Below are 18,264 nucleotides of genomic sequence, written 5' to 3'. Positions count from 1 at the left end.
CGCCAGCCCGAGCCACACCTACGCCGCCGCCGGTACCTACAGCGTCACCGAGACGGTCACCGACAGTGTCGATGGCAAGACCAGCTCCAAGACGGCATCGGTGACAGTCACCGCCAGCACCCCGACCCAGCTCCTCACCAACACCGGCTTCGAAACCGGCAAGGCGACGCCGTGGACCATGAGCTCGGGCACCTTGTGCGACATCAGCAGCTCGTCGTCCAGCTACTGCGGCAGCGGCGAGACCTCGCACGCCGGGTCGTGGTTCGCCTGGCTTGACGGGTATGGTGCTTCGCACACCGATACGGTTTCGCAGTCGGTAGCGATTCCGAGCGGCAAGACGACGGCGACCTTGCAGTACTACCTGCATATCGATTCGACCAAGAGCACAGCGGCCGATACCTTGACCGTGCAGGTGCTGAACTCGTCGGGCACGGTGCTGGGCACGGTGGGTTCCTTCACCAGCCTCAACACCAACACCGGTTATGCAGTGGAAACCGCCAATCTGTCCGCGTATATCGGCCAGACGGTCACCATCAAGTTCACCGGCAAGGAGACGTCGTCTTCGGGTAACACCGACTTCACGCTCGACGACATCACCCTGACCGTGCAGTAAGCCACCCTGACGGCAGCCGCTCCACGCGGCTGTCGTCAATGGTTGTCGAGGAAGCGCAAGGCTGCGTTTCCCGTTTCAAATCAAGGAATCCCCCGGCCCGATCGGCAACGATCGGGCCTTTTTTTGGACGTCCAAATGCTTTCCGTGAGTCCAGGAAAGCGTGTCTCGTTATCGCGTTGCATGGTTTGCCCAGGCCGCATCAATCAAGCTGAACGCCCAGCGAGCCAAGCCGACGCAGACCGTCAACGCTGGGCTGCACGGCCCTTCCGGGCGGCAGCCGGCGCAGCCAGCCAGCTTCAAACATTGCCGAGGTCAACGCCACGCCCAGCGGACCGCCCAGATGCATGCGCCGTTCGGTCCAGTCCACGCAGCTGCGGCCGTACAAATGCGACGCATCGGCCAGCGCCAGCCCGCTCGACGCCAGTGCCTCGGCGCCCGCCGGCCGCAAACACAAGCCACGTGTATCGGTCTCCAGCCAATCGCGTTGCAGCAGCGTGGCGCAGAAAGCCACGCCCAGCGCACCGGCCAGATGCCGATAGCAGCAGCGCGCCCGGCGCAGCTGTGCATCGCCCTTGGCCGGCGTCCTGTGCAACGCAGGCGCACGGGCCAGCGCGAGCGATTCCAGCATCGCCGCGACACGCTCATCCGCCAGCCGGTAGTAGCGATGACGCCCCTGCACTTGCAATGCGAGCAGGCCACCGTCCAGCAGTCGGTGCAGATGCACACTGGCGGTAGCCGGCGTGATGCCGGCCGCCTGCGCCAGTTCACCCGCCGGTCGTGACGTACCGTCAGTCAGCATCAGCAGCATCGCCGCACGCGCCGGCTCAGCCAGCAAACTGCCGAGTTCGGCCAGCTGATAGCGATTGAGCGGGGCAGCATCGTTCATGCGTGCAGTCTAGCCAGACCCTCAGCCGGACGCTTCGTCATACGACGAAGCATCACGATACATCGCACGCCGACACTGGCGGCATGGACATCTACCACGCCCCCGACACCCTGCTGATCCAGCCGTCGATCCTGTACTTCGGCACCCCGGTCGTCTTGATCACAACGCGCAACCCGGATGGCTCGACCAATATCACGCCGATGTCGTCGGCATGGGCCTTGGCCGACCGCGTCGTGATCGGCCTTACCGGCGGCAGCCAGGGCGTGGCCAACCTGCAGCGCGAACGCGAGTGTGTATTGAACCTCGCCGACGAGTCCATGCACGCATCCGTAGAACGGTTGGCGCCAACCACTGGCCGCGATCCCGTACCAGCCTGGAAGCAGGCGAAAGGTTATCGCCACGAACCGGACAAGTTCGCCCTGGCCGGCTGGCACGCATTGCCATCACTCGACGTAAATGCGCCGCGCATTGCCGAAGCACCCTTGCAGCTCGAAGCGCGACTATGCAGTGCCACTCCACATACACTGGATGCGTGGCGCGGCAATGCCGAAGGCTATGTCACGCTGGAACTCGAAGTATGCCGGGTGCATGCACACGCCGACATCGTGGTGCCGGGCACGTCGCATATCGAGCCGCGTCATTATCGGCCGCTGTTCTATGTGTTCCGCCACTACTTCGGCCGCGGCGCGCGGCTGGGTAGCACCTTCAAGGCTGAGGTGTAACAGCGCGCAAACGCGCTGTCAGCCTTGCCTTGATCGCCTGCCATTCACTGTCGATTATCGAAAAATAAACCGTATGTCGCACCCGGCCGGATTCGGGAATGATCATGTGGTTGCGGAACGTGCCCTCTTCCAGCGCACCCAGGCGCAGAATGGCCGTGCGTGACTGCTCATTCAGCGAATCGGTCTTGAGACCGACCCGATTCGCCCCGAGCACGTCGAACGCTTGGGTCAGCAACAGCAGCTTCGCTTCGGTGTTCGCGCCACTACGCTGATGGCTGGTGGCCAACCACGTCCAGCCGATCTCGAGTCGCCGGTGACTGGTCTCGATGTTGGCGTAACGCGTGCTGCCGATCACCTGGTCGCTGGCCTGATCGATGATGACGAAGGGCAGCGAAACGCCCCGACGCTGTTCGTCGATCGCCGTCAGCACATACGCCTGCATGTCTTCGGGTGTCTGCATCCGGGTGGGCACCCAGCGCCACAGCACCGGCTCCAGTCCAACCCGTGCAAGCGCAGCGGTGTGATCGAGCGTCAATGGCTCGAGTCGCACCGTGCTGCCGCACAGAGTAACCGGCTCAATCTTCATGGGATCAGCAAGCGTCATTGTGCATACTCCTCAATCAACCTCACCATGATCTTGCTCGATTCCCATGACGCGCGTAAGGCTTCACGCGGTCAACCGCGGGGCTTCGCCCGATGCGTCGGCTTTGCCGTCCACGGATCATCCGGCCACGGATGGCGCGGATAGCGACCTTTCAGTTCCTTCTTCACTTCCGGATAGGTGCGCTCCCAGAAGCCTTTCAGATCTTGCGTGACCTGGATTGGCCGACCCGCTGGCGACAACAGGTGCAGGGTCACCGGGATGCGGCCGCCGCCCACACGCGGCGTGTCGGCAAGCCCGAACAGTTCCTGCAGTTTCACTGCGAGCACGGGCGGTTCGTCGGGCGCGTATTCCAGTCGGCGGTTCTGTCCACTGGGCACGGTGAGGCTGTCCGGTGCCTGCGCGTCCAGCAGGCGTCGCTGCTCGTAGTCGAACAGCGCGCCGAGCGCCTGCGACAGCTCCTCGGCACTCAATGCATCGAGTCGACGCTTGCCGCTCAAATACGGCGCCAGCCACTCGTCGAGCGTGGCAAGCAGGCGCGCGTCGGAAACATCGGGCAGATCCTGTTCCGGCATCCATTCGCGCAACGCTTGCATGCGCGCGCGCAGGCGTCGCGCCTGTTCACTCCATGGCAGTACATCGATGCCCTTGGCACGCACCGCAGCGAGCAGCGCCGGCAACGCGTCCTCGGCTTTCACCGGCACGCTTCGCCGCTCCAGCACGATGGCGCCGAAACGTTGTTCGTCGAATGCTTCCACCGCGTTGCGCTCGTCGTTCCAACGCAGCGTGCGCTCGCGCACGAACTGCTGCGGGTAGTCGCGTTCCAGCGCACGCGAGTCCAGCGGCGCAGCGGCGAGAATCAGGCTGTCGCGCGCCTCGAAACGTACATCCAGCGCAACCAGCCAGGGCTCACCCAGCAACGCGGTGTTCTCATGCAGGCGTGCACCGCGACCGTTGGCCAGCGTGTAGCGCAATGGCTGATTGTCGTCGCGACGCGCAATACGATCGGGGAATGCGTGCAACAGCAAGTCGCCCACCGCATGACTGTCCGGCATGCCGCTCGCCGCGCTGCGGACGTCCAGACGACGACGCCAGCCCTTGCTCGCCTGTTCGATCACCGCCAGCGCACCAGCATCAGCACCACCACGCGCGCCACCCATGGATGGCTCGGTGTCGCGAGCGAAGGATGCGCGAGAGCGACCGCCAGCACTGTGACGATCGCGCCACGCATGCAGCGCGGCTACGCGCACACGGAAGTCATCACTGCGTGCCTGCTCGCCACGCAGCGGCGAACGCGCTTCCATCAACGCCAGCAGATCGGCGATCAGCGCGCGCAATTCGGCCGGTGCGCGCAAGGCGGCAGCGCCGAGGCGCGGCGTAGCACCGAGTTCCAGCATGCGGCGACCCAGCGCGGTGATGCGCTTGCTGGTGTCGAGCGCGCCGAGGCTGACCAGAAGTTCACGCGCCTGCGCCTGCGCGCCGGCTGGCGGCGCGTCCAGCCACGGCAGCTCGATACTTCCCCAGGCGGCCAGCTCCAACGCGAGACCAGACAGTTCGGCCTGGGTGATCTCCGCCATGCGCGCCGCATCAAGCCGCTTGCTCTGCGGCCACAACCGGTACGCGGTACCTTCCGCCACTCGACCGGCTCGACCGGCGCGCTGGTCGGCCGACGCCTGCGAGATGTTGACTGTTTCCAGCCGGGTAAAGCCGGAGTTCGGATCGAAGCGCGGTTCGCGCGCGAGGCCGCTGTCGATCACCACGCGGATGCCCGGCAGGGTCACGCTGGATTCGGCGACGTTGGTGGCCAGCACGATGCGTCGGGTACCCGATTCGGCTGGACTCAAGGCGAGCTGCTGTTCAGCCAACGACAGCTCGCCATGCAGCACGACCACCTCGACGTCATCGCGCTCGAGACTCTGTGCGAGTACCGCCTGCGCCCGCGCGATCTCGCGACGACCTGGCAGGAAGGCCAGCACGTCGCCAGCGCTATCTTCCAGGGCTTGTCGCGCCACACGCCCGAGCTGATGCTCGACGCTCTCCTGCGCCCGCGCCGGCGGGTAATCGATGCGTACCGGATAACTGCGACCGGGGCTGGAGATGCGCGGCGCGTCCAGCCACTGCGCGATGCGCTCGCCATCCAGGGTGGCCGACATCACCACGATGCGCAATTCGGGCCGCAGCGTGGCCTGCACGTCAAGCGCCAGTGCGGCGCCGAGATCACCGACCAGATGGCGCTCGTGAAACTCGTCGAACAGAATCGCGCCGATGCCGCTTAATTCGGGATCGCCCTGGATCAGCCGCGTGAGGATGCCTTCGGTGACTACCTCGATCCGCGTCGCTGCACTTATCTTCGACTCGAAGCGGATGCGATAGCCAACGGTGCGACCGACCTCTTCGCCGAGCTGCTGCGCCATGAACTGCGCTGCCGCACGTGCGGCGATCCGTCGTGGCTCCAGCATCACGATCTTTTGCCCGTACAGCCATGCCGCATCGAGCAGTGCCAACGGCACCTGGGTGGTCTTGCCGGCACCAGGTGGCGCCTCCAGCACGAGCCGCGGATGCGCGGCCAGCGAGGCGCAAATCCCCGGTAGCAGCGAGGTGATCGGAAACGCGGGCGTGGATGCACTCATCCACGCGGATGATACCGGCTGTCGCAACGCGCCTTCCATGGCGCGTCATGCGTGGCTATTGGGTGGTCTTCGGCAACAGGCATGCCTGTTGCTGCTTGCGCGCGGCGGCGACACCCCTGGTGTCATTACCATGCTGGCGCGCCTGCTGGATGACCTGCCAGTTGCGCTCGCACAGGCTGCCATGTCGCGTGCCCTGTCGCCACGACTGCATCGCCAGATCCTGCGCATCGGCATAATCGGCCTGCTGCAAGGCAGTTTCAGCATGCTGCTGCAGCTGTTCCGGCCAGCCTGCGACGGTAATGGAAGTGGTGGAGGTGGAGGTTGTGGTCGACAAAGGAGTGATCACGGCCGGCACAGAGGACGTGGACGCCGTCATCGTGGACGCTGCATGCTCGGACGCGCGCAGCGGTGCCAGCGATTCGAACTTGTCCTGATAGTCGTCGGTAACCTGCTTGGCATCTTCGGCGCCGCGGATGACCCTTGGCGTGATCAACACGATCAGCTCGGTGCGGTCACGGTTGCGGGTGGTGGTGCCGAACAGCCGGCCCAGCCACGGGATGTCATTGAGTCCTGGAATACCGGTGTTGCTGGTGGAATCGTCCTGCGTAATCAGGCCACCGAGCAACACGGTCTGGCCACTTTGTACGGCAACCTGGGTCGACACGTCGCGTTGTGCGATGGTGGGATTGCCTTGCGCGTTTGCTGTGCCCGCCGAACTGACCTGCTGATGCACGTTGAGGTAGACCAGACCACCCGGATTCACCCGCGGCTGCACGTCGAGAATTACGCCAGTGGGGAGATACGTCACACTGCTGGCCGTGGCCTCTGTGCTGGAAGTCGTGCCAATGCCAAGGATCGAGGTCTGGTTGATCGGTATCTGGTTGCCGACCTGGATATGCGCCAGCTGATTGTTGAGCACGACCATCGATGGTGCCGACAAAGTCTTGGTATTGCTGTTGGTCTCAAGCGCGCTGATAGCTACCTGAAACTTGCCGCTGCTGCTCAGAAAAGAGTAGAAGAACGGCTGACCACCATATTGGTTACCGCCCTGACCCAGGGCAATCTGGCGATGGGCACCAGGATAATTGCTGGTCGCGACCCCCGAGGAATTGGGTGTGCTGGCGGCGAGACCTTGCAGATACCACTGCACGCCGAACTGGAGGTCTCCGGTGAGCTCAACTTCCAGAATCCGCGTCTCGATCTGCACCTGCAGCGGTACATTGTCCAGCTTGTTGATCGCCTGCTTGATCTCCTCCCATTGCGAGGGCCGTGCACGTACCATCAGCTGGTTGTTGGTGTCGACCGAGCTGATCTTTATGCTGCCATCGCTGGAGCTGTACTGCTGGTCGCCCGATGCACTACCACTACCCGTGCCGCCGCCCGCACCACTGCTGTCGCGGCCACCAGTGGTACTGCCTCCGAGGCCACTGCTGGTACCGGAAGTGCCGCCGGTACTGCTCAATCCGCCCAAGCCCGTCGAGCCGGTCGAACCTGGCACGCCAATCGCACCGGTGGAACCGGTGGAGCCGATCGAGCCGGTTGAACTACTACCGAAGCTGCCGGCGGTGCTGCCCATGCTGGTCCCGCTATTGGTGTTGTCGGCACTGCCCAGCGTACTGCCGCTCAGGCCCGGACCGACCTTGCCGCCATTGTCGCTGCTGCTACCGTTGCTGTTGCCATTGGTGTAGATCTGTCCCAGGTATTTCGCCAGATCCGACGCCTTGAGGTTGCGCACGTCGTAGACGAACAACTGTGGCTCGTTGCCGCCGCCCCGGTCGATCTTGGCGATCCAGTCGCCGACCTCCTGCAAGTATTCAGGCTGGGTGCTGATCACCACCATGGCATTGGTGCGCTCGATCGGAATGAAACGCAGCATGCCGGCCAGCGGGGTATCGCCGTGTGCGCCGAACATATCGTCGAGCTTTGGCATCAGCTCGGTGACGTTGGCGTATTGCAGGTTGAACACACCCACTGACATGCCGCGCAACCAGTCAACATCGAAGGTGCGCACCATGCTCTGATAATTGGCCAGTTCCTCCGGCGTACCGGACATCACCAGCAGGTTACGCGCCGGATCCGCCAGCAGTACCGCATCCGCTCGCGCAAACGGCTTGATCAGCTTCTGCATCTCGGTCGCGGAGATGTAGTGCAGCGGGAACATACGCGACTGCAGGCCACCACTGGGTGCGTTGGCGCCAAGGCTCGGCACCATGTTGCCGGCCACTGCCTCCTTCTCCGGAAGTACCACATATCCGCTACTGCGTTTGACCAGTGCGTTGTGGGTCCACGACAGCAGGGTTTCCAGGATCGGCAGTGCCTGCTCGGCATCCACCGGTTCGGAGGTCGAGAACGAAATATTGCCCTGCACACCCGGCACGATCGTGTAGTTCTGCTTGAGCAGGTCGCCGAGGATCGCCTTGACGACGGCCTGCACCGGCTGATTCTCGAAATTGAAGGTCACCGATCCATTGCCGCTGGCCGCTGGCCGCGGATTGCTCAAGGCCGTGGGCCGAATGAACTGCCCGCTACCTTGGCTGATCTCCGGTTGCGTCGCAGTTGCGCTGTTGGTCTGCGCATTGTTGTTCAACGGCAACGGAGCTGGTACCGGATCATGCGTGCCCGCCATCGCCTCGCGCTGCAGTGCGCCGTCGTCATGTGGCTGTGGGAGGCTGGCGCAACCGGCCAACCACACGGCAACGGCCAGCGTGCCAGTGCGCAGAACTTGCTGAGTGAGATTGCGGAACATGAATCAACGTACTCCTTCGTTGGCCGCGGCGGCATTGGCGGCACGACGCTTCTGGATGTTTTGCCTGAGCTGGTCAAGAAACGGTTGCTTTGACTGATCTTCCTGCGGATTTCTGGCTCGTGGGCCACGGCCATTGCCTGGGTGCGTCTCCGGCTTTCCGGCACTACTTGGTCCGATGATAATCATTGCTCCCGCAGGGGCACTCTGATCGACTGGAGCTGTCGCCGCGGCATCGGGCTTTTGCCCATCGAAGGGCGCTCCTGCCGGCAGTTTCAATTCGGTTCGGCCCGCCGACGTATCGAACAGCGCCGAGCGCGGCCGTACTTCGAACAGGGTCACGCTGCCATCAGGCAGCGACTGGCCCTCGTGCAGACGCACCTCTCGGTGTTCGTCGCTCTTGTCGCGCAGCAGGGCCATGCGCAGGTTCGGTGTAAGGATGATGCCGCTCAATTCGAGATCACCAAGGCCCGCGCCAGGATCAGCCATCACCGGCACCGGTTTGCGATCGGGGCTGAACAGCGGTTTTTGCCAGACCACGGCGAACTGCTCCAGTGGCAGCGGTGCCGGCAGACTGGCAGCACTGCTGGCGGGCGGCAACGGCGTCAGCAACCGCTGCGCACCCCAATGCACCTTGCTGCCCACACCGCCCAGCAGCAACAGCAACAGTGCGCCAAGCACGACGGCCGTCACGGCGAGTACCGGGGTCAGGCTGCGCTGGTGGGCTGCGTTCATGGCGCAGCTCCCTGACCGGCCGGCGTGCTGGCCGGGGCAGCTGCCGGGCCCGCATGCGCAGGACGCAGGTAGCCGGATAGCGTGAACTGCACCTCCAGTGCCGCGCCATGGTTCTGCTGCGCCGCCACCGGATTGCGATAGATGCTGAGATCGTCGACGAATACGTAGGGCATGCCCTGCTCAAGCGCATGCAGGACATTCGCCAGCGACTCGATATCACAGCTCAGATTGATGCTTACGGCTGCCTTGCGATAAGGCTCGCCAGGTGTCACCGGTGGGTTCGGCAATGGCATTTTCTGGCTCACCACGCAACTGCCGCCATGGGTATTGCTGGCCACCACGTCGACCACGCGCTGCATCAGGTCCGCGGCAGCCGTGTTCGGATCATCGTCGGCCAGGAACGCACTGCTGGCGGCCTGTCCGGCACCGAGCGTGGCGAGGCGCTGCTGCAACGCCGGCTTTTCGGCGATCGCTGCCGCATAGCGACTATGGGTATCGCGCAGGTCGGCCATCTCGCTGCCGATCTCCCGCAACGGTGCCACGAACCACCAATGCAGCAGCACGAAGTAACCCAGCAACAGCGTCAGCAGCAGCAGCACGATCGCAGCGATACGACTCTCGCGCGGTTTGAGCGCGACCATCTTCATGGCGTACCGCCGGCGTCGGTCGATGCGGCAGCAGCGGGCTTTGCCCGGCCAGTGTTCGGCTGATGCAACTGCGCGGTCAGGTAGAAGCGCTCCTTGCCACTGGTCGGATCGGGCTGGATGCTGCCCTGGAAGCTGGCCTGCGTGATCAAGGTGGAGTCCTTCAGTACATCGAGCAGTTTCGCCGCCTGCAGGCTCTGTCCCTGCATGCCGATCTGGCCGGTGTTGTCGACGTTGAAGCGCTCCAGCCACGCGCTGTCCGGCAGTCGCGTCGTGACATCCTGCAGCAGGCTGAGCATGGTCACGGTGCCCTTCTTGCGCTGGACCAGGAACCCGGCGGCACCGGCGTTGTCCTGCAGTTGCTGACGCAACGACGCGATCTGCTGCGCCTCGCCGCGCATGTCGTCAACCTCGGTCTGCATCTGCGCCAACGCCGCCTGGCGATTGTGCAGCCACTGGCCCAGCATCAGCGCCAGCAACAGCACGCAAGTCGCCGCCAACGCCAGATTCAGGCGTTGGCGCGGCCGTACATGGCGCGGCGTCTGTTCCGACGGCAGCAGGTTGACGCCGAGGCGCTCGTTGTCGACTGCCAGATCCACCGCGTCAATGGAAACACCGAGCGTGTGCAGGTACGCCAGCACGGGATCCAGCATGCCACGCGTGACCACCACCAGCTCCGCGTTGAATCGCCCGGCGATCGCTGGCCCGCGCAACTCGCGTGCCGCGTAATACACCTGGGCCATGCTGAACGGGGTCTGCCGATCCATTTCGAAAGCCATTACCTGCTGCAAGTTGTCGCGCGCCGCAACGGGCAGCACCAATGCACGTCTCAGCACGGCGGCCGGCGGCAACAGCAGCGCCAGCCGCAGATCATCGCGATCCACTTTCTGCAGCACCGCCTTCATTGCGGCCTGACCGACACCAGCGTCGGTGGCAGACGCCTCGTCACTGTCATCCCAACGCGCCAGTACCGCACTGTAACCGGCGCGGCGCAGTGTCCATTGCGTGCCTGCGTACTGCAGCAAATGCCAGTCCGCACCACCGCCGAACCAGCCGTGCCAGTGCGGCGGCAGCATCCCGCGTAGTTCCCCGGCCCACCAACCGAAGAAAACCGGCAACGGCGAAGCACGCCAGCCACGACGCAGACGATCCACCAGCGGCCGCAACGACTGCATTGCCGTACTACTCATTCCTCGTTCCCCTCCTGCCAGCGCAGCACCGTGTACGGTTGCGTGCTGCTCCGTCCCGTCTGTGCACGAATCGTGGCGCGCAATATGGCGCGTGTGCCGTCGGCCAGCGTGGCCTCCGACCGGATACTATGCGTGGTTCCGTTGTTGAGAGCCAGACTCGGATCATTCGCATTCCGCAAACGGGTGGCCTGGATCACACTCAGTTGCTCCGGGGTCATCCCTGGAATCGCCGCAAGCGCCAGCGGCGGCGCGGTGTTCGAGTCCGGACTCTGGTTGCCGGACCAGATGGTGACCACCGGTGCCACCGTGCGATAGAGCGCCGGCGTCATGCCCAGCACCATCTGCAGTTCCTCGATACTGGCGAACGGCCCATGCCGCGGACCGTAATCACGCCCGGCAGCCGTATAGGCAGCGCGCTGGGTCTCCGCTACGCCAATGATGCTGACCTGATTGCGCCAGTCCACCACGTTGTCCGCCAGCGCCTTGGCCGGCGCCAGTGGCATCCCGGCGGCTTGAAACAAGGCTTGCAGCACATCGGGCGTGGCGCTGTTGATATCCACCTTGCCGCCCTCATCGACCGCTGTCACCACAATGGTGGCGTTGTCGTAGCGGAACTGATAGATACGTCCATCACCGATCCAGCGCTGTTTCAGGTCAGGATTCTGCAATCCGTAAACCGCGCGCATCAGGCCCGCTTCGGCGGCGTAATGCGCCTGGGTCTGGGCAAACTCATAGCGCGCCTGCAGGCCTTCGGTACGCGCCAATGCGGCATAGCCGCCCAACAGGATGGCCAGCAAGGTGCACGCCCACAGCACCAAGAGCAGGGCCACCCCGCGCTGATCGGCACGCCGGGCCAGCGTTCGCCTCATGGTGAACTCCCGCCGCGCAAGCCAGCCTGCGGCAGGGCATTCAGCGCATTGCTGCTCAACGGATTGGCGCGCAGCGGCACATCCAGTTGCGGCCAGCCCTGGTTGCCCTCAGGCTGCAAGGCGATCCGCACCAGCTGTGGCAGCGCCCGGCCGTCGGCCCACGTGCCGGACCATGGCACCGGATGGCCGTCTGCATCGACGCCGCGATAACTGAAGCTGCCACCCTTGATGTGGTCCAGCAGCACCTGCGGGTCGCCTAACGGCTTGGGCGGCTGCCCATCCGGCGGCAGTACAGCCAAGCTCAACTCCAGCCGCAAGCCACGGTTGCCGTCATCGACCAGCTGCAGCCGTTGCAGCTGCGGGCCGAGTTTGCCGAGATAGCCTGGCAGTGGTGCGATGTAGCGCATCTCGCGCGCACTGCCAACGAAATAGATGGCCTCGCCACGCTCATTGTGGCTGATGGGTTGGATCAGGCTTTGTGCCAGCTCGCGTCGCAGGAATTCTTCGGCAGAACGAACCTGGTCAATCCGCTCGATCGCTGCGGTACCCGAGCGTACGCTGTGAGTGGCCGTGCGCAGGCCCGAATACACGCCGACCAGCAGCAGCGCCAGCAATACCAGCGATGCGAGTACCTCCAGCAGGGTGAATCCGGCGACGCGCTTCATGGGCTGCCCTGCGCGTTGCCAGTGTTGTTGCCGCCAACTTCCGGGCCAGTCAGCCGCAACGTGCTGAAATGCGCCGAGTGCGGATGCACCGACTGCCCCCACAACACGTCCAGATCAAGCTGGTAGAGATGCAGCGACGCATTGGGTACCGCGGCCCCGGCCTGATTCCATGGCGTCACGTTGAGCTGCCAGCGGAACTCCTGGTTGAACCGGCCCGAGCTGGCGCCCGGCTTGACCGACTCCCCCACGAACGCGCTGTCGAGCAGGCTGCGCGCCCACATGGCCGCCTCAGTGTGTTGCGCTGCATTCTGGCTCAGGCTGATCGAGGCGCCAGCCACCTTCATCAGTGCAGTGAACGCGATCGCCAGCAGCAGGATCGCCGCGATCACTTCGAGCAGGCTAAAACCCCGCTGCAGCCGTGGACGCGAGCGGTTCATCGCGTCGCCACGGTATCGACTACGCGTACTTCGCCGGTCAGCCACGACACGTTGACATGCCACTGCCGCTTGCCACTCTGCAACGTAATGCGGCCGCCGGTGGAACTGCCATCCGGGAAGAAGCGGATACGTCCGGTATGGTCGTTCGGCTGGTCGTCCTTCGCGCTGGTGATGCTGAGTCGCAACCCCTTGGGCAAACGCACGTCCTGCTGCTTCACGTTACGGTAGGTGTCGGCGCGGGTGTCGACGTCGAAGTTCTCTTCCTGCCCGCGCACGATCGCCTGCGCACGGGTCGCCCGCAGTGCACCGGCCAGCTCGCTGCTGGCCGCATTGATGCGCGCACTGGCCAGCCCCTGTGTCACCGAGATCGACACGGCGGCGGCAGCGATGCCGATCAACAGGATCACCGCCAGCATTTCCAGCAGGGTGAAACCTTGGGCGCGCGAAGCCTTCATGTCTTACTGCCAGTTACCCACGTCCTGACTGTAGCCATCACCGCCGGGCTTGCCGTCCTGACCGTAGAAGATCAGGTCGAAACTGCCATGCTGCCCAGGGTACTGATAGCCGAAGGCATGGCCCCACGGATCCTTCAGCTCGGACTCCTTCGCATACGGACCCTGCCAGTTCGCCGCATTGGCCGGCTTGACCACCAGATCCTCCAGCTGCTGCGGCGGCGAGCCGTTGTCCAGTGCATAGTTCTCGACCTTCTGGCTCAGCGTCATCAGCTGTGCCTTGCCCGCACCGTATTTGCCCTTGTCGACGTTCTTGCCGACCTGGGTCACCACCACCGCACCGATGATGCCGATCAGCACGATCACCGCGAGCATTTCGAGCAGGGTGAAACCGGCGTTCGAGCCGAGTCTTCGTGGTTGCCTGTACTGCATGTGGATCACCTCGGGTTTGCGAATGGTTGCGTGTCTATTGGATGTTGCTGGTCAGGCTGAGCAGCGGCAGCAGGATCGCCGCCATGATGAAGGCCACCATCACCGTCATCACGATGGTCAGCGCCGGTACCAGCGCAGCCAGTAAACGATCGATCGCTCGTTTGGACTCAAGTTCAAAAGTGTCGGCGACTTTCAGCAGCATGGTGTCGAGCTGTCCGGCCTCCTCGCCCACCTGGACCATCTGCATCGCCAAGCGCGGGAACAGCTTCGACTGGCCCAGCGCGAGGCTCAAACCGTTGCCGCCCTTGACCTGCTCGTGTGCCTCGCTCAACGCCTTGTCCAGCGCGCGATTGGCGGTGACCTGGCGCGCGATGGTCAATGCACCCAGCAGCGGCACGCCATTCTTCAGCAGGGTGCCGAGCGTTCGCGCGATTCGCGCCGTCTCCACCTTCAGCAGCAACGGGCCAACCAACCGCAGGGTCAATAACCGGGTATGCCACGCGAGTCGCGCCTGGGGATCGCGCAACCGCGCACGCCAGACGAACAACCCGCCGCCCAGCAGCAGCAGGATCAGCCACCACCAGGCCTGCAGCGTATTGCCGAGCGCCAGCACCACCTGGGTGATGAACGGGATCGGCACCTGCATGTCAGCGAAGATCGGCACAAACTGCGGCACCACATAGGCCAGCAACAACACCAGCGAGCCAAGCACACCAACCATCAGGAACGCCGGATAGATCAGCGCGTTGACGATGCTGCCGCGCAGTGCCTGCGAACGTTCCAGATAATCGGCGAGCCGGCGCAGTGTTTCCTCCAGCGAGCCACCCGCCTCGCCGGCGCGCACCAAGCTGACATACAGCTTGGGGAACACGCCATGCTCCTCGTCCAGCGCCGAGGACAACGTGTTGCCGCCGCGGACCCGATCGCGCACGCGTTCGACCAGTTTCTTCGCATGCTCGCCCTCGGGTAGATCGAGCAGGATGCTGAGTGCGCGATCCAACGGCTGGCCGGCACCGAGCAGGGTCGCCAGCTGATGGGTGAACTGTGCCAGCTGGTCGCCAGTGAACGGACCGCGCTTGAACAGCGCCGCCAGCCCACTGCCACCACCCGCGCCATCGGCTGGCTGCGCTTCCAGCGGGGTATGACCCTGATCCTGCAGGCGACCGATCACTTCATCGACGCTGGCTGCCTCCATCTGACCTTGCAGCATCTCGCCCGCATCGCTGACCGCCTTGTAACGAAACTGCGCCATCTCAGCTTTCCTGCGACACGCGCAGGACCTCTTCCAGCGTGGTGATGCCTGCCACGGCCTTGGCGATGCCGTCCTCGTACATCGTACGCATGCCCTCGGCGCGTGCCAGGCGCTCGATCTCGCCGGCGTCGGCACGCTGCATCACCAGCCGGCGCAGCGGATCGCTCATCACCAGAAATTCCATGATCGCGCGACGACCACGGTAGCCGCTGGGATTGGCCGCACTGCTGCCCGGTTTCCACAGGCGAATCGGCCGCTCATCGGTGTATTTCTCCAGTTCGAACTGCGCGATCACTTCCGGCAATGCCTCGTACGAGGTCGCGGTTTCCGGATCGAGCCGGCGTACCAGCCGCTGCGCCAGGATGCCGTTGACGGTAGAGCCGAGGAGGTAATCCTCGACACCCATGTCGAGCAGCCGGGTGATCCCGCCCGCAGCACTGTTGGTGTGCAGCGTCGACAGCACCAGGTGACCGGTGAGCGCGGACTGGATCGCGATGCGGCAGGTTTCCAGATCGCGCATTTCGCCGATCATGATCACGTCCGGATCCTGGCGCACGATCGAGCGCAAGGCACCGGCGAAATCCAGCCCGATCTGCGGCTTCACCTGGATCTGGTTGATACCCTCGATCTGATATTCGACCGGATCCTCGACCGTGATGATCTTCACGTCCGGCGTATTGATCTGCGACAGCGCGGTATACAGCGTGGTGGTCTTGCCTGAACCGGTGGGGCCGGTCACCAGCAGGATGCCGTGCGGTCGATCGAGCACGTCGACGAAGCGCTGCTGGAAATGGTCGGTGAAGCCGAGCGAGGCAAAATCGAATACCACCGATTCGCGATCGAGGATACGCATCACCACCGATTCGCCGAAGCTGGTCGGCACGGTCGATACGCGCAGGTCGAGCTCCTTGCCCTGCACACGCAACTGGATGCGGCCATCCTGCGGCAACCGGCGCTCGGCGATGTTCAGCCGCGCCATGATCTTCACGCGCGAGATCACCGCTGCGGTGGATGACGATGGTGGAGCTTCCACTTCATGCAGCACGCCGTCGATGCGGTAACGCACCTTCAGGTGATTCTCGAACGGCTCGATATGCACGTCCGACGCCCGCTGCTCGACAGCGCGTTGCAGGATCAGGTTCACCAGCCGGATCACTGGTGCTTCGGAGGCCAGATCGCGCAGGTGCTCGACGTCGTCCTCCTCGGCAGCGCTGCCGTCGAGGTTTTCCACAATGGTACCCATCGCCGAGCGGCCGCTACCGTAATAACGTTCGATCAAGCCATCGATTTCCGAACGCAGCCCCACCCGCAGCGCGACCGGCCGGCCAGCAGCCAGCATCACCGCCTGCAGCGGATACGGATCGGCCGGATCGGCCACGATCAACGCCAACCCATCCTTCTCGTCCTGCACTGGCACGACATGCTGCTGCTTGAGAAAGCGCAGCGACAACTCGAGATCGGGCGGCGGCAGCTCCGGTGCATCGCGCCCGGCCAGCAGTGGCACCTGCAGCAGTTCGGCCCACGCTTCCGCCAGATCACGCTCGGACACCAGCCCGAGCCGCGCCATTAGCGTGGTCAACGTGCCCTCGGCAGATTCCTCGTGCAACCGGCGCGCGCGACCCCAATCGCTGTCTTTCAGGCGACCACGCGCAACCAACCATGCACAGACTTCCGCTTCGCGATCGTCCACCACCTTGCCTGCCTCGCTGGCCACCGGCTCAATGACTGCCGACATCCATCCACCCCGCTCAAATTCTTGCGATTGCCCCGTCAACGCCCCTCGACGTCCACGCGGTAAACGCCATTGGTATCACATCCAGCCAACAACAGGCGAGCATGCTTAAGAGCAACGCTGAAACGGTTCAGCCGGCCCCGCATAATTGAACTCTCCGGCACAAAAAACCGGCGCCGCAAGGGCGCCGGTTTTCGTCGTACTCAACAGCCCGGCAAACCGGGCCGGTGCTGGCTCACCAGCCGAAGCCCACGCCCACGCCGCCGGAAGCTTCGTTACCGCTGACCGCAGCACCGAAAGTCAGGTTCGCTTTCGATGACAGCTGCCGCGAGTAACCGACCGACAGCGCTGCCTCGCCATGATAGCCGCCGACGCCCACGCCAACCCGGTTCGGTGTGTTGACGCCTTGTGTGCTGAACGACATCTGCGCCATCGCCGTGCCCATCGCGCCAACCTGGTTCATGCGCTTGTCCACCGCATGGAACTGGCCGTTGACTTGGTCCCGCAGCGCATTGATGTCGCTGGTCGTGGCGAAACTGCCGATCTTCTGATCGGTATACGCATTCGCCTTCTGCAAAGTCTGCTGGTCGCCAGCATCGGCATAGGTCTTCGCCGTGACCAGCGCTTCCTGCACCTGGCCGACGTTTGCCACATCCGTCGCCTGCGTGCCGGCGGCCACATTGGTGATCTGGCGCTGGTTGGCCGCCGTACCCACCGATACCGTGTTGGCACGGTCAGCCACCGAGCCCTGACCCAACGCCACCGCACCGACCGCCGTCACCGAACTGCCCTGACCGAGCGCCGTACCGGAGGCCTCGGTCACCGACGCACCCTCACCCACCGCCACCGCATTGGTCGCACTTGCCGCAATCGTGGTGTTGGCGCCCACCGCTGTACTTCCATCGGCGTTGACCTTGGCATTGCCGCCAATCGCGGTGTCGTTCGAGCCGGCGGCATAGCTGTCTCCACCCACGGCGGTGCCGTGATCGCCACCCGCTGTTGCATGGGAACCAACCGCCACACCCGTGGAGCCCGGCACTACGCTGGCCGCATCAGTACCATCGTTCGGACCATCCGTTGCCACGTGGGTATTGGTTGTCCCGCCGCTGGCGTAGTTCTGTTCCAGCAAACTCACGCGGTTGTCGATATTGCTGATACCCGACCAGGCGCCAGCCAGAGCCGTATCCAGCGCACCCAATGCATCGCCGACATTGTTGTAGGCGCCACCCTGGATCGCGAAGCTGGGCAGGCTGATGCCACCACCTGCCTGCAACATCGCGCCACCGCCGAAGGCACTCAGCAGGTCATTTATCTGCCCCACCGTGGCGGCATCACTCAACACATTGCTGGCCTGAAGATTGCTGATCCGCGTGCCATTGGCGCCAGCCAGCGTGATCTGTTCATCATCGCTGTCATCGTATTTGACGGCACTGTCGGTCAGATCAGCCAGGTTGCCGGAGACATTGGCTACGGCCGCATCCAGCTGCCCCTTGTTCACCGCATCGTGGATGGCACTCCCATCTGCCACGTTGCCCAGCGTTACCGGCGTACTGCCATTGCCGAGTACCACCGCCGTACGGCTGGCATCGGTATAAAACACCGCCGTGTTGTTGATCGTGCCGATCGACGCCGTATTCGTCGCGATGTTCGTCGTGTTCTGT

16 protein-coding genes and 1 pseudogene are annotated in these 18,264 nt (G+C 64.0%); 2 read left to right on the top strand and 15 right to left on the bottom strand.

Annotated elements, in window-relative coordinates:
- Nucleotides 1–613 (top strand): annotated as a pseudogene (locus GSQ75_RS18280) (xanthomonalisin); the annotation flags it as partial.
- 199 nt (nucleotides 614–812) lie between these two features.
- Here GSQ75_RS18280 and GSQ75_RS18275 read toward each other — a convergent pair.
- Complete coding sequence (locus GSQ75_RS18275) at nucleotides 813–1,499, bottom strand: helix-turn-helix transcriptional regulator (RefSeq protein WP_158756316.1); 687 nt, start codon at nucleotides 1,497–1,499, stop codon at nucleotides 813–815.
- Between the two features lie 83 nt (nucleotides 1,500–1,582).
- On the opposite strand from GSQ75_RS18275, the gene GSQ75_RS18270 reads away from it, so the two are divergent.
- Nucleotides 1,583–2,221: a flavin reductase family protein gene (locus GSQ75_RS18270; protein WP_158756315.1), complete on the top strand. Its 639-nt coding sequence runs from the start codon at nucleotides 1,583–1,585 to the stop codon at nucleotides 2,219–2,221.
- On the opposite strand, the gene GSQ75_RS18265 is transcribed toward GSQ75_RS18270, so the two are convergent.
- The 14 genes from GSQ75_RS18265 to GSQ75_RS18200 all read right to left on the bottom strand — a co-directional run.
- The gene (locus GSQ75_RS18265; RefSeq protein ID WP_158756314.1) at nucleotides 2,205–2,825 is read right to left on the bottom strand and encodes a GNAT family protein; all 621 of its coding nucleotides are present in this window, start codon (nucleotides 2,823–2,825) and stop codon (nucleotides 2,205–2,207) included. The genes GSQ75_RS18270 and GSQ75_RS18265 overlap by 17 nt on opposite strands.
- Nucleotides 2,826–2,896: 71 nt before the next feature.
- Nucleotides 2,897–5,452: an ATP-dependent helicase HrpB gene (gene hrpB / locus GSQ75_RS18260; RefSeq protein WP_158756313.1), complete on the bottom strand. Its 2,556-nt coding sequence runs from the start codon at nucleotides 5,450–5,452 to the stop codon at nucleotides 2,897–2,899.
- A gap of 55 nt (nucleotides 5,453–5,507) precedes the next feature.
- On the bottom strand, nucleotides 5,508–8,198 hold the full coding sequence (gspD, locus tag GSQ75_RS18255) for a type II secretion system secretin GspD (protein WP_158756312.1): 2,691 nt from the start codon (nucleotides 8,196–8,198) through the stop codon (nucleotides 5,508–5,510).
- 3 nt (nucleotides 8,199–8,201) lie between these two features.
- Entirely contained in the window at nucleotides 8,202–8,930 is a 729-nt protein-coding gene (locus GSQ75_RS18250; protein WP_158756311.1) for a general secretion pathway protein GspN, read from the bottom strand.
- Nucleotides 8,927–9,577, bottom strand: a complete 651-nt coding sequence (gspM, locus tag GSQ75_RS18245; RefSeq protein ID WP_158756310.1) for a type II secretion system protein GspM — start codon at nucleotides 9,575–9,577, stop codon at nucleotides 8,927–8,929. The genes GSQ75_RS18250 and gspM overlap by 4 nt, the downstream gene beginning before the upstream one ends.
- Nucleotides 9,574–10,764, bottom strand: coding sequence for a PilN domain-containing protein (locus GSQ75_RS18240; RefSeq protein ID WP_158756309.1), 1,191 nt, complete (start codon nucleotides 10,762–10,764; stop codon nucleotides 9,574–9,576). Before GSQ75_RS18240 ends, gspM begins: the two co-directional genes overlap by 4 nt.
- Entirely contained in the window at nucleotides 10,761–11,633 is an 873-nt protein-coding gene (locus GSQ75_RS18235; protein WP_158756308.1) for a type II secretion system protein GspK, read from the bottom strand. The genes GSQ75_RS18240 and GSQ75_RS18235 overlap by 4 nt, the downstream gene beginning before the upstream one ends.
- Nucleotides 11,630–12,298 (bottom strand): prepilin-type N-terminal cleavage/methylation domain-containing protein, encoded by a 669-nt coding sequence (locus GSQ75_RS18230; RefSeq protein ID WP_158756307.1) that lies wholly within the window; start codon nucleotides 12,296–12,298, stop codon nucleotides 11,630–11,632. Before GSQ75_RS18230 ends, GSQ75_RS18235 begins: the two co-directional genes overlap by 4 nt.
- The gene (locus GSQ75_RS18225) at nucleotides 12,295–12,735 is read right to left on the bottom strand and encodes a prepilin-type N-terminal cleavage/methylation domain-containing protein (protein WP_158756306.1); all 441 of its coding nucleotides are present in this window, start codon (nucleotides 12,733–12,735) and stop codon (nucleotides 12,295–12,297) included. Before GSQ75_RS18225 ends, GSQ75_RS18230 begins: the two co-directional genes overlap by 4 nt.
- On the bottom strand, nucleotides 12,732–13,190 hold the full coding sequence (locus tag GSQ75_RS18220) for a GspH/FimT family pseudopilin (protein WP_158756305.1): 459 nt from the start codon (nucleotides 13,188–13,190) through the stop codon (nucleotides 12,732–12,734). The genes GSQ75_RS18225 and GSQ75_RS18220 overlap by 4 nt, the downstream gene beginning before the upstream one ends.
- Before the next feature lie 3 nt (nucleotides 13,191–13,193).
- Nucleotides 13,194–13,619 carry a type II secretion system major pseudopilin GspG gene (gspG, locus tag GSQ75_RS18215; protein ID WP_158756304.1) on the bottom strand — a complete coding sequence of 142 codons (426 nt, stop codon included), beginning with the start codon at nucleotides 13,617–13,619 and terminating at the stop codon, nucleotides 13,194–13,196.
- Nucleotides 13,620–13,653: 34 nt separating this feature from the next.
- Nucleotides 13,654–14,871 carry a type II secretion system inner membrane protein GspF gene (gene gspF / locus GSQ75_RS18210; protein WP_158756303.1) on the bottom strand — a complete coding sequence of 406 codons (1,218 nt, stop codon included), beginning with the start codon at nucleotides 14,869–14,871 and terminating at the stop codon, nucleotides 13,654–13,656.
- Nucleotide 14,872: 1 nt separating this feature from the next.
- Nucleotides 14,873–16,606 (bottom strand): type II secretion system ATPase GspE, encoded by a 1,734-nt coding sequence (gene gspE, locus GSQ75_RS18205; RefSeq protein WP_158756302.1) that lies wholly within the window; start codon nucleotides 16,604–16,606, stop codon nucleotides 14,873–14,875.
- A 232-nt stretch (nucleotides 16,607–16,838) separates the two neighbouring features.
- Nucleotides 16,839–18,264 (bottom strand): YadA-like family protein (locus GSQ75_RS18200; protein WP_216840709.1); only part of this gene is annotated, 1,426 nt, incomplete at its 5' end.

It is taken from the genome of Dyella sp. S184 (assembly GCF_009766065.1).
Classification (GTDB): domain Bacteria; phylum Pseudomonadota; class Gammaproteobacteria; order Xanthomonadales; family Rhodanobacteraceae; genus Rhodanobacter.
Note: the sequence above shows the minus strand (reverse complement) of the source record. Positions and strands in the feature narration are given on the sequence as shown.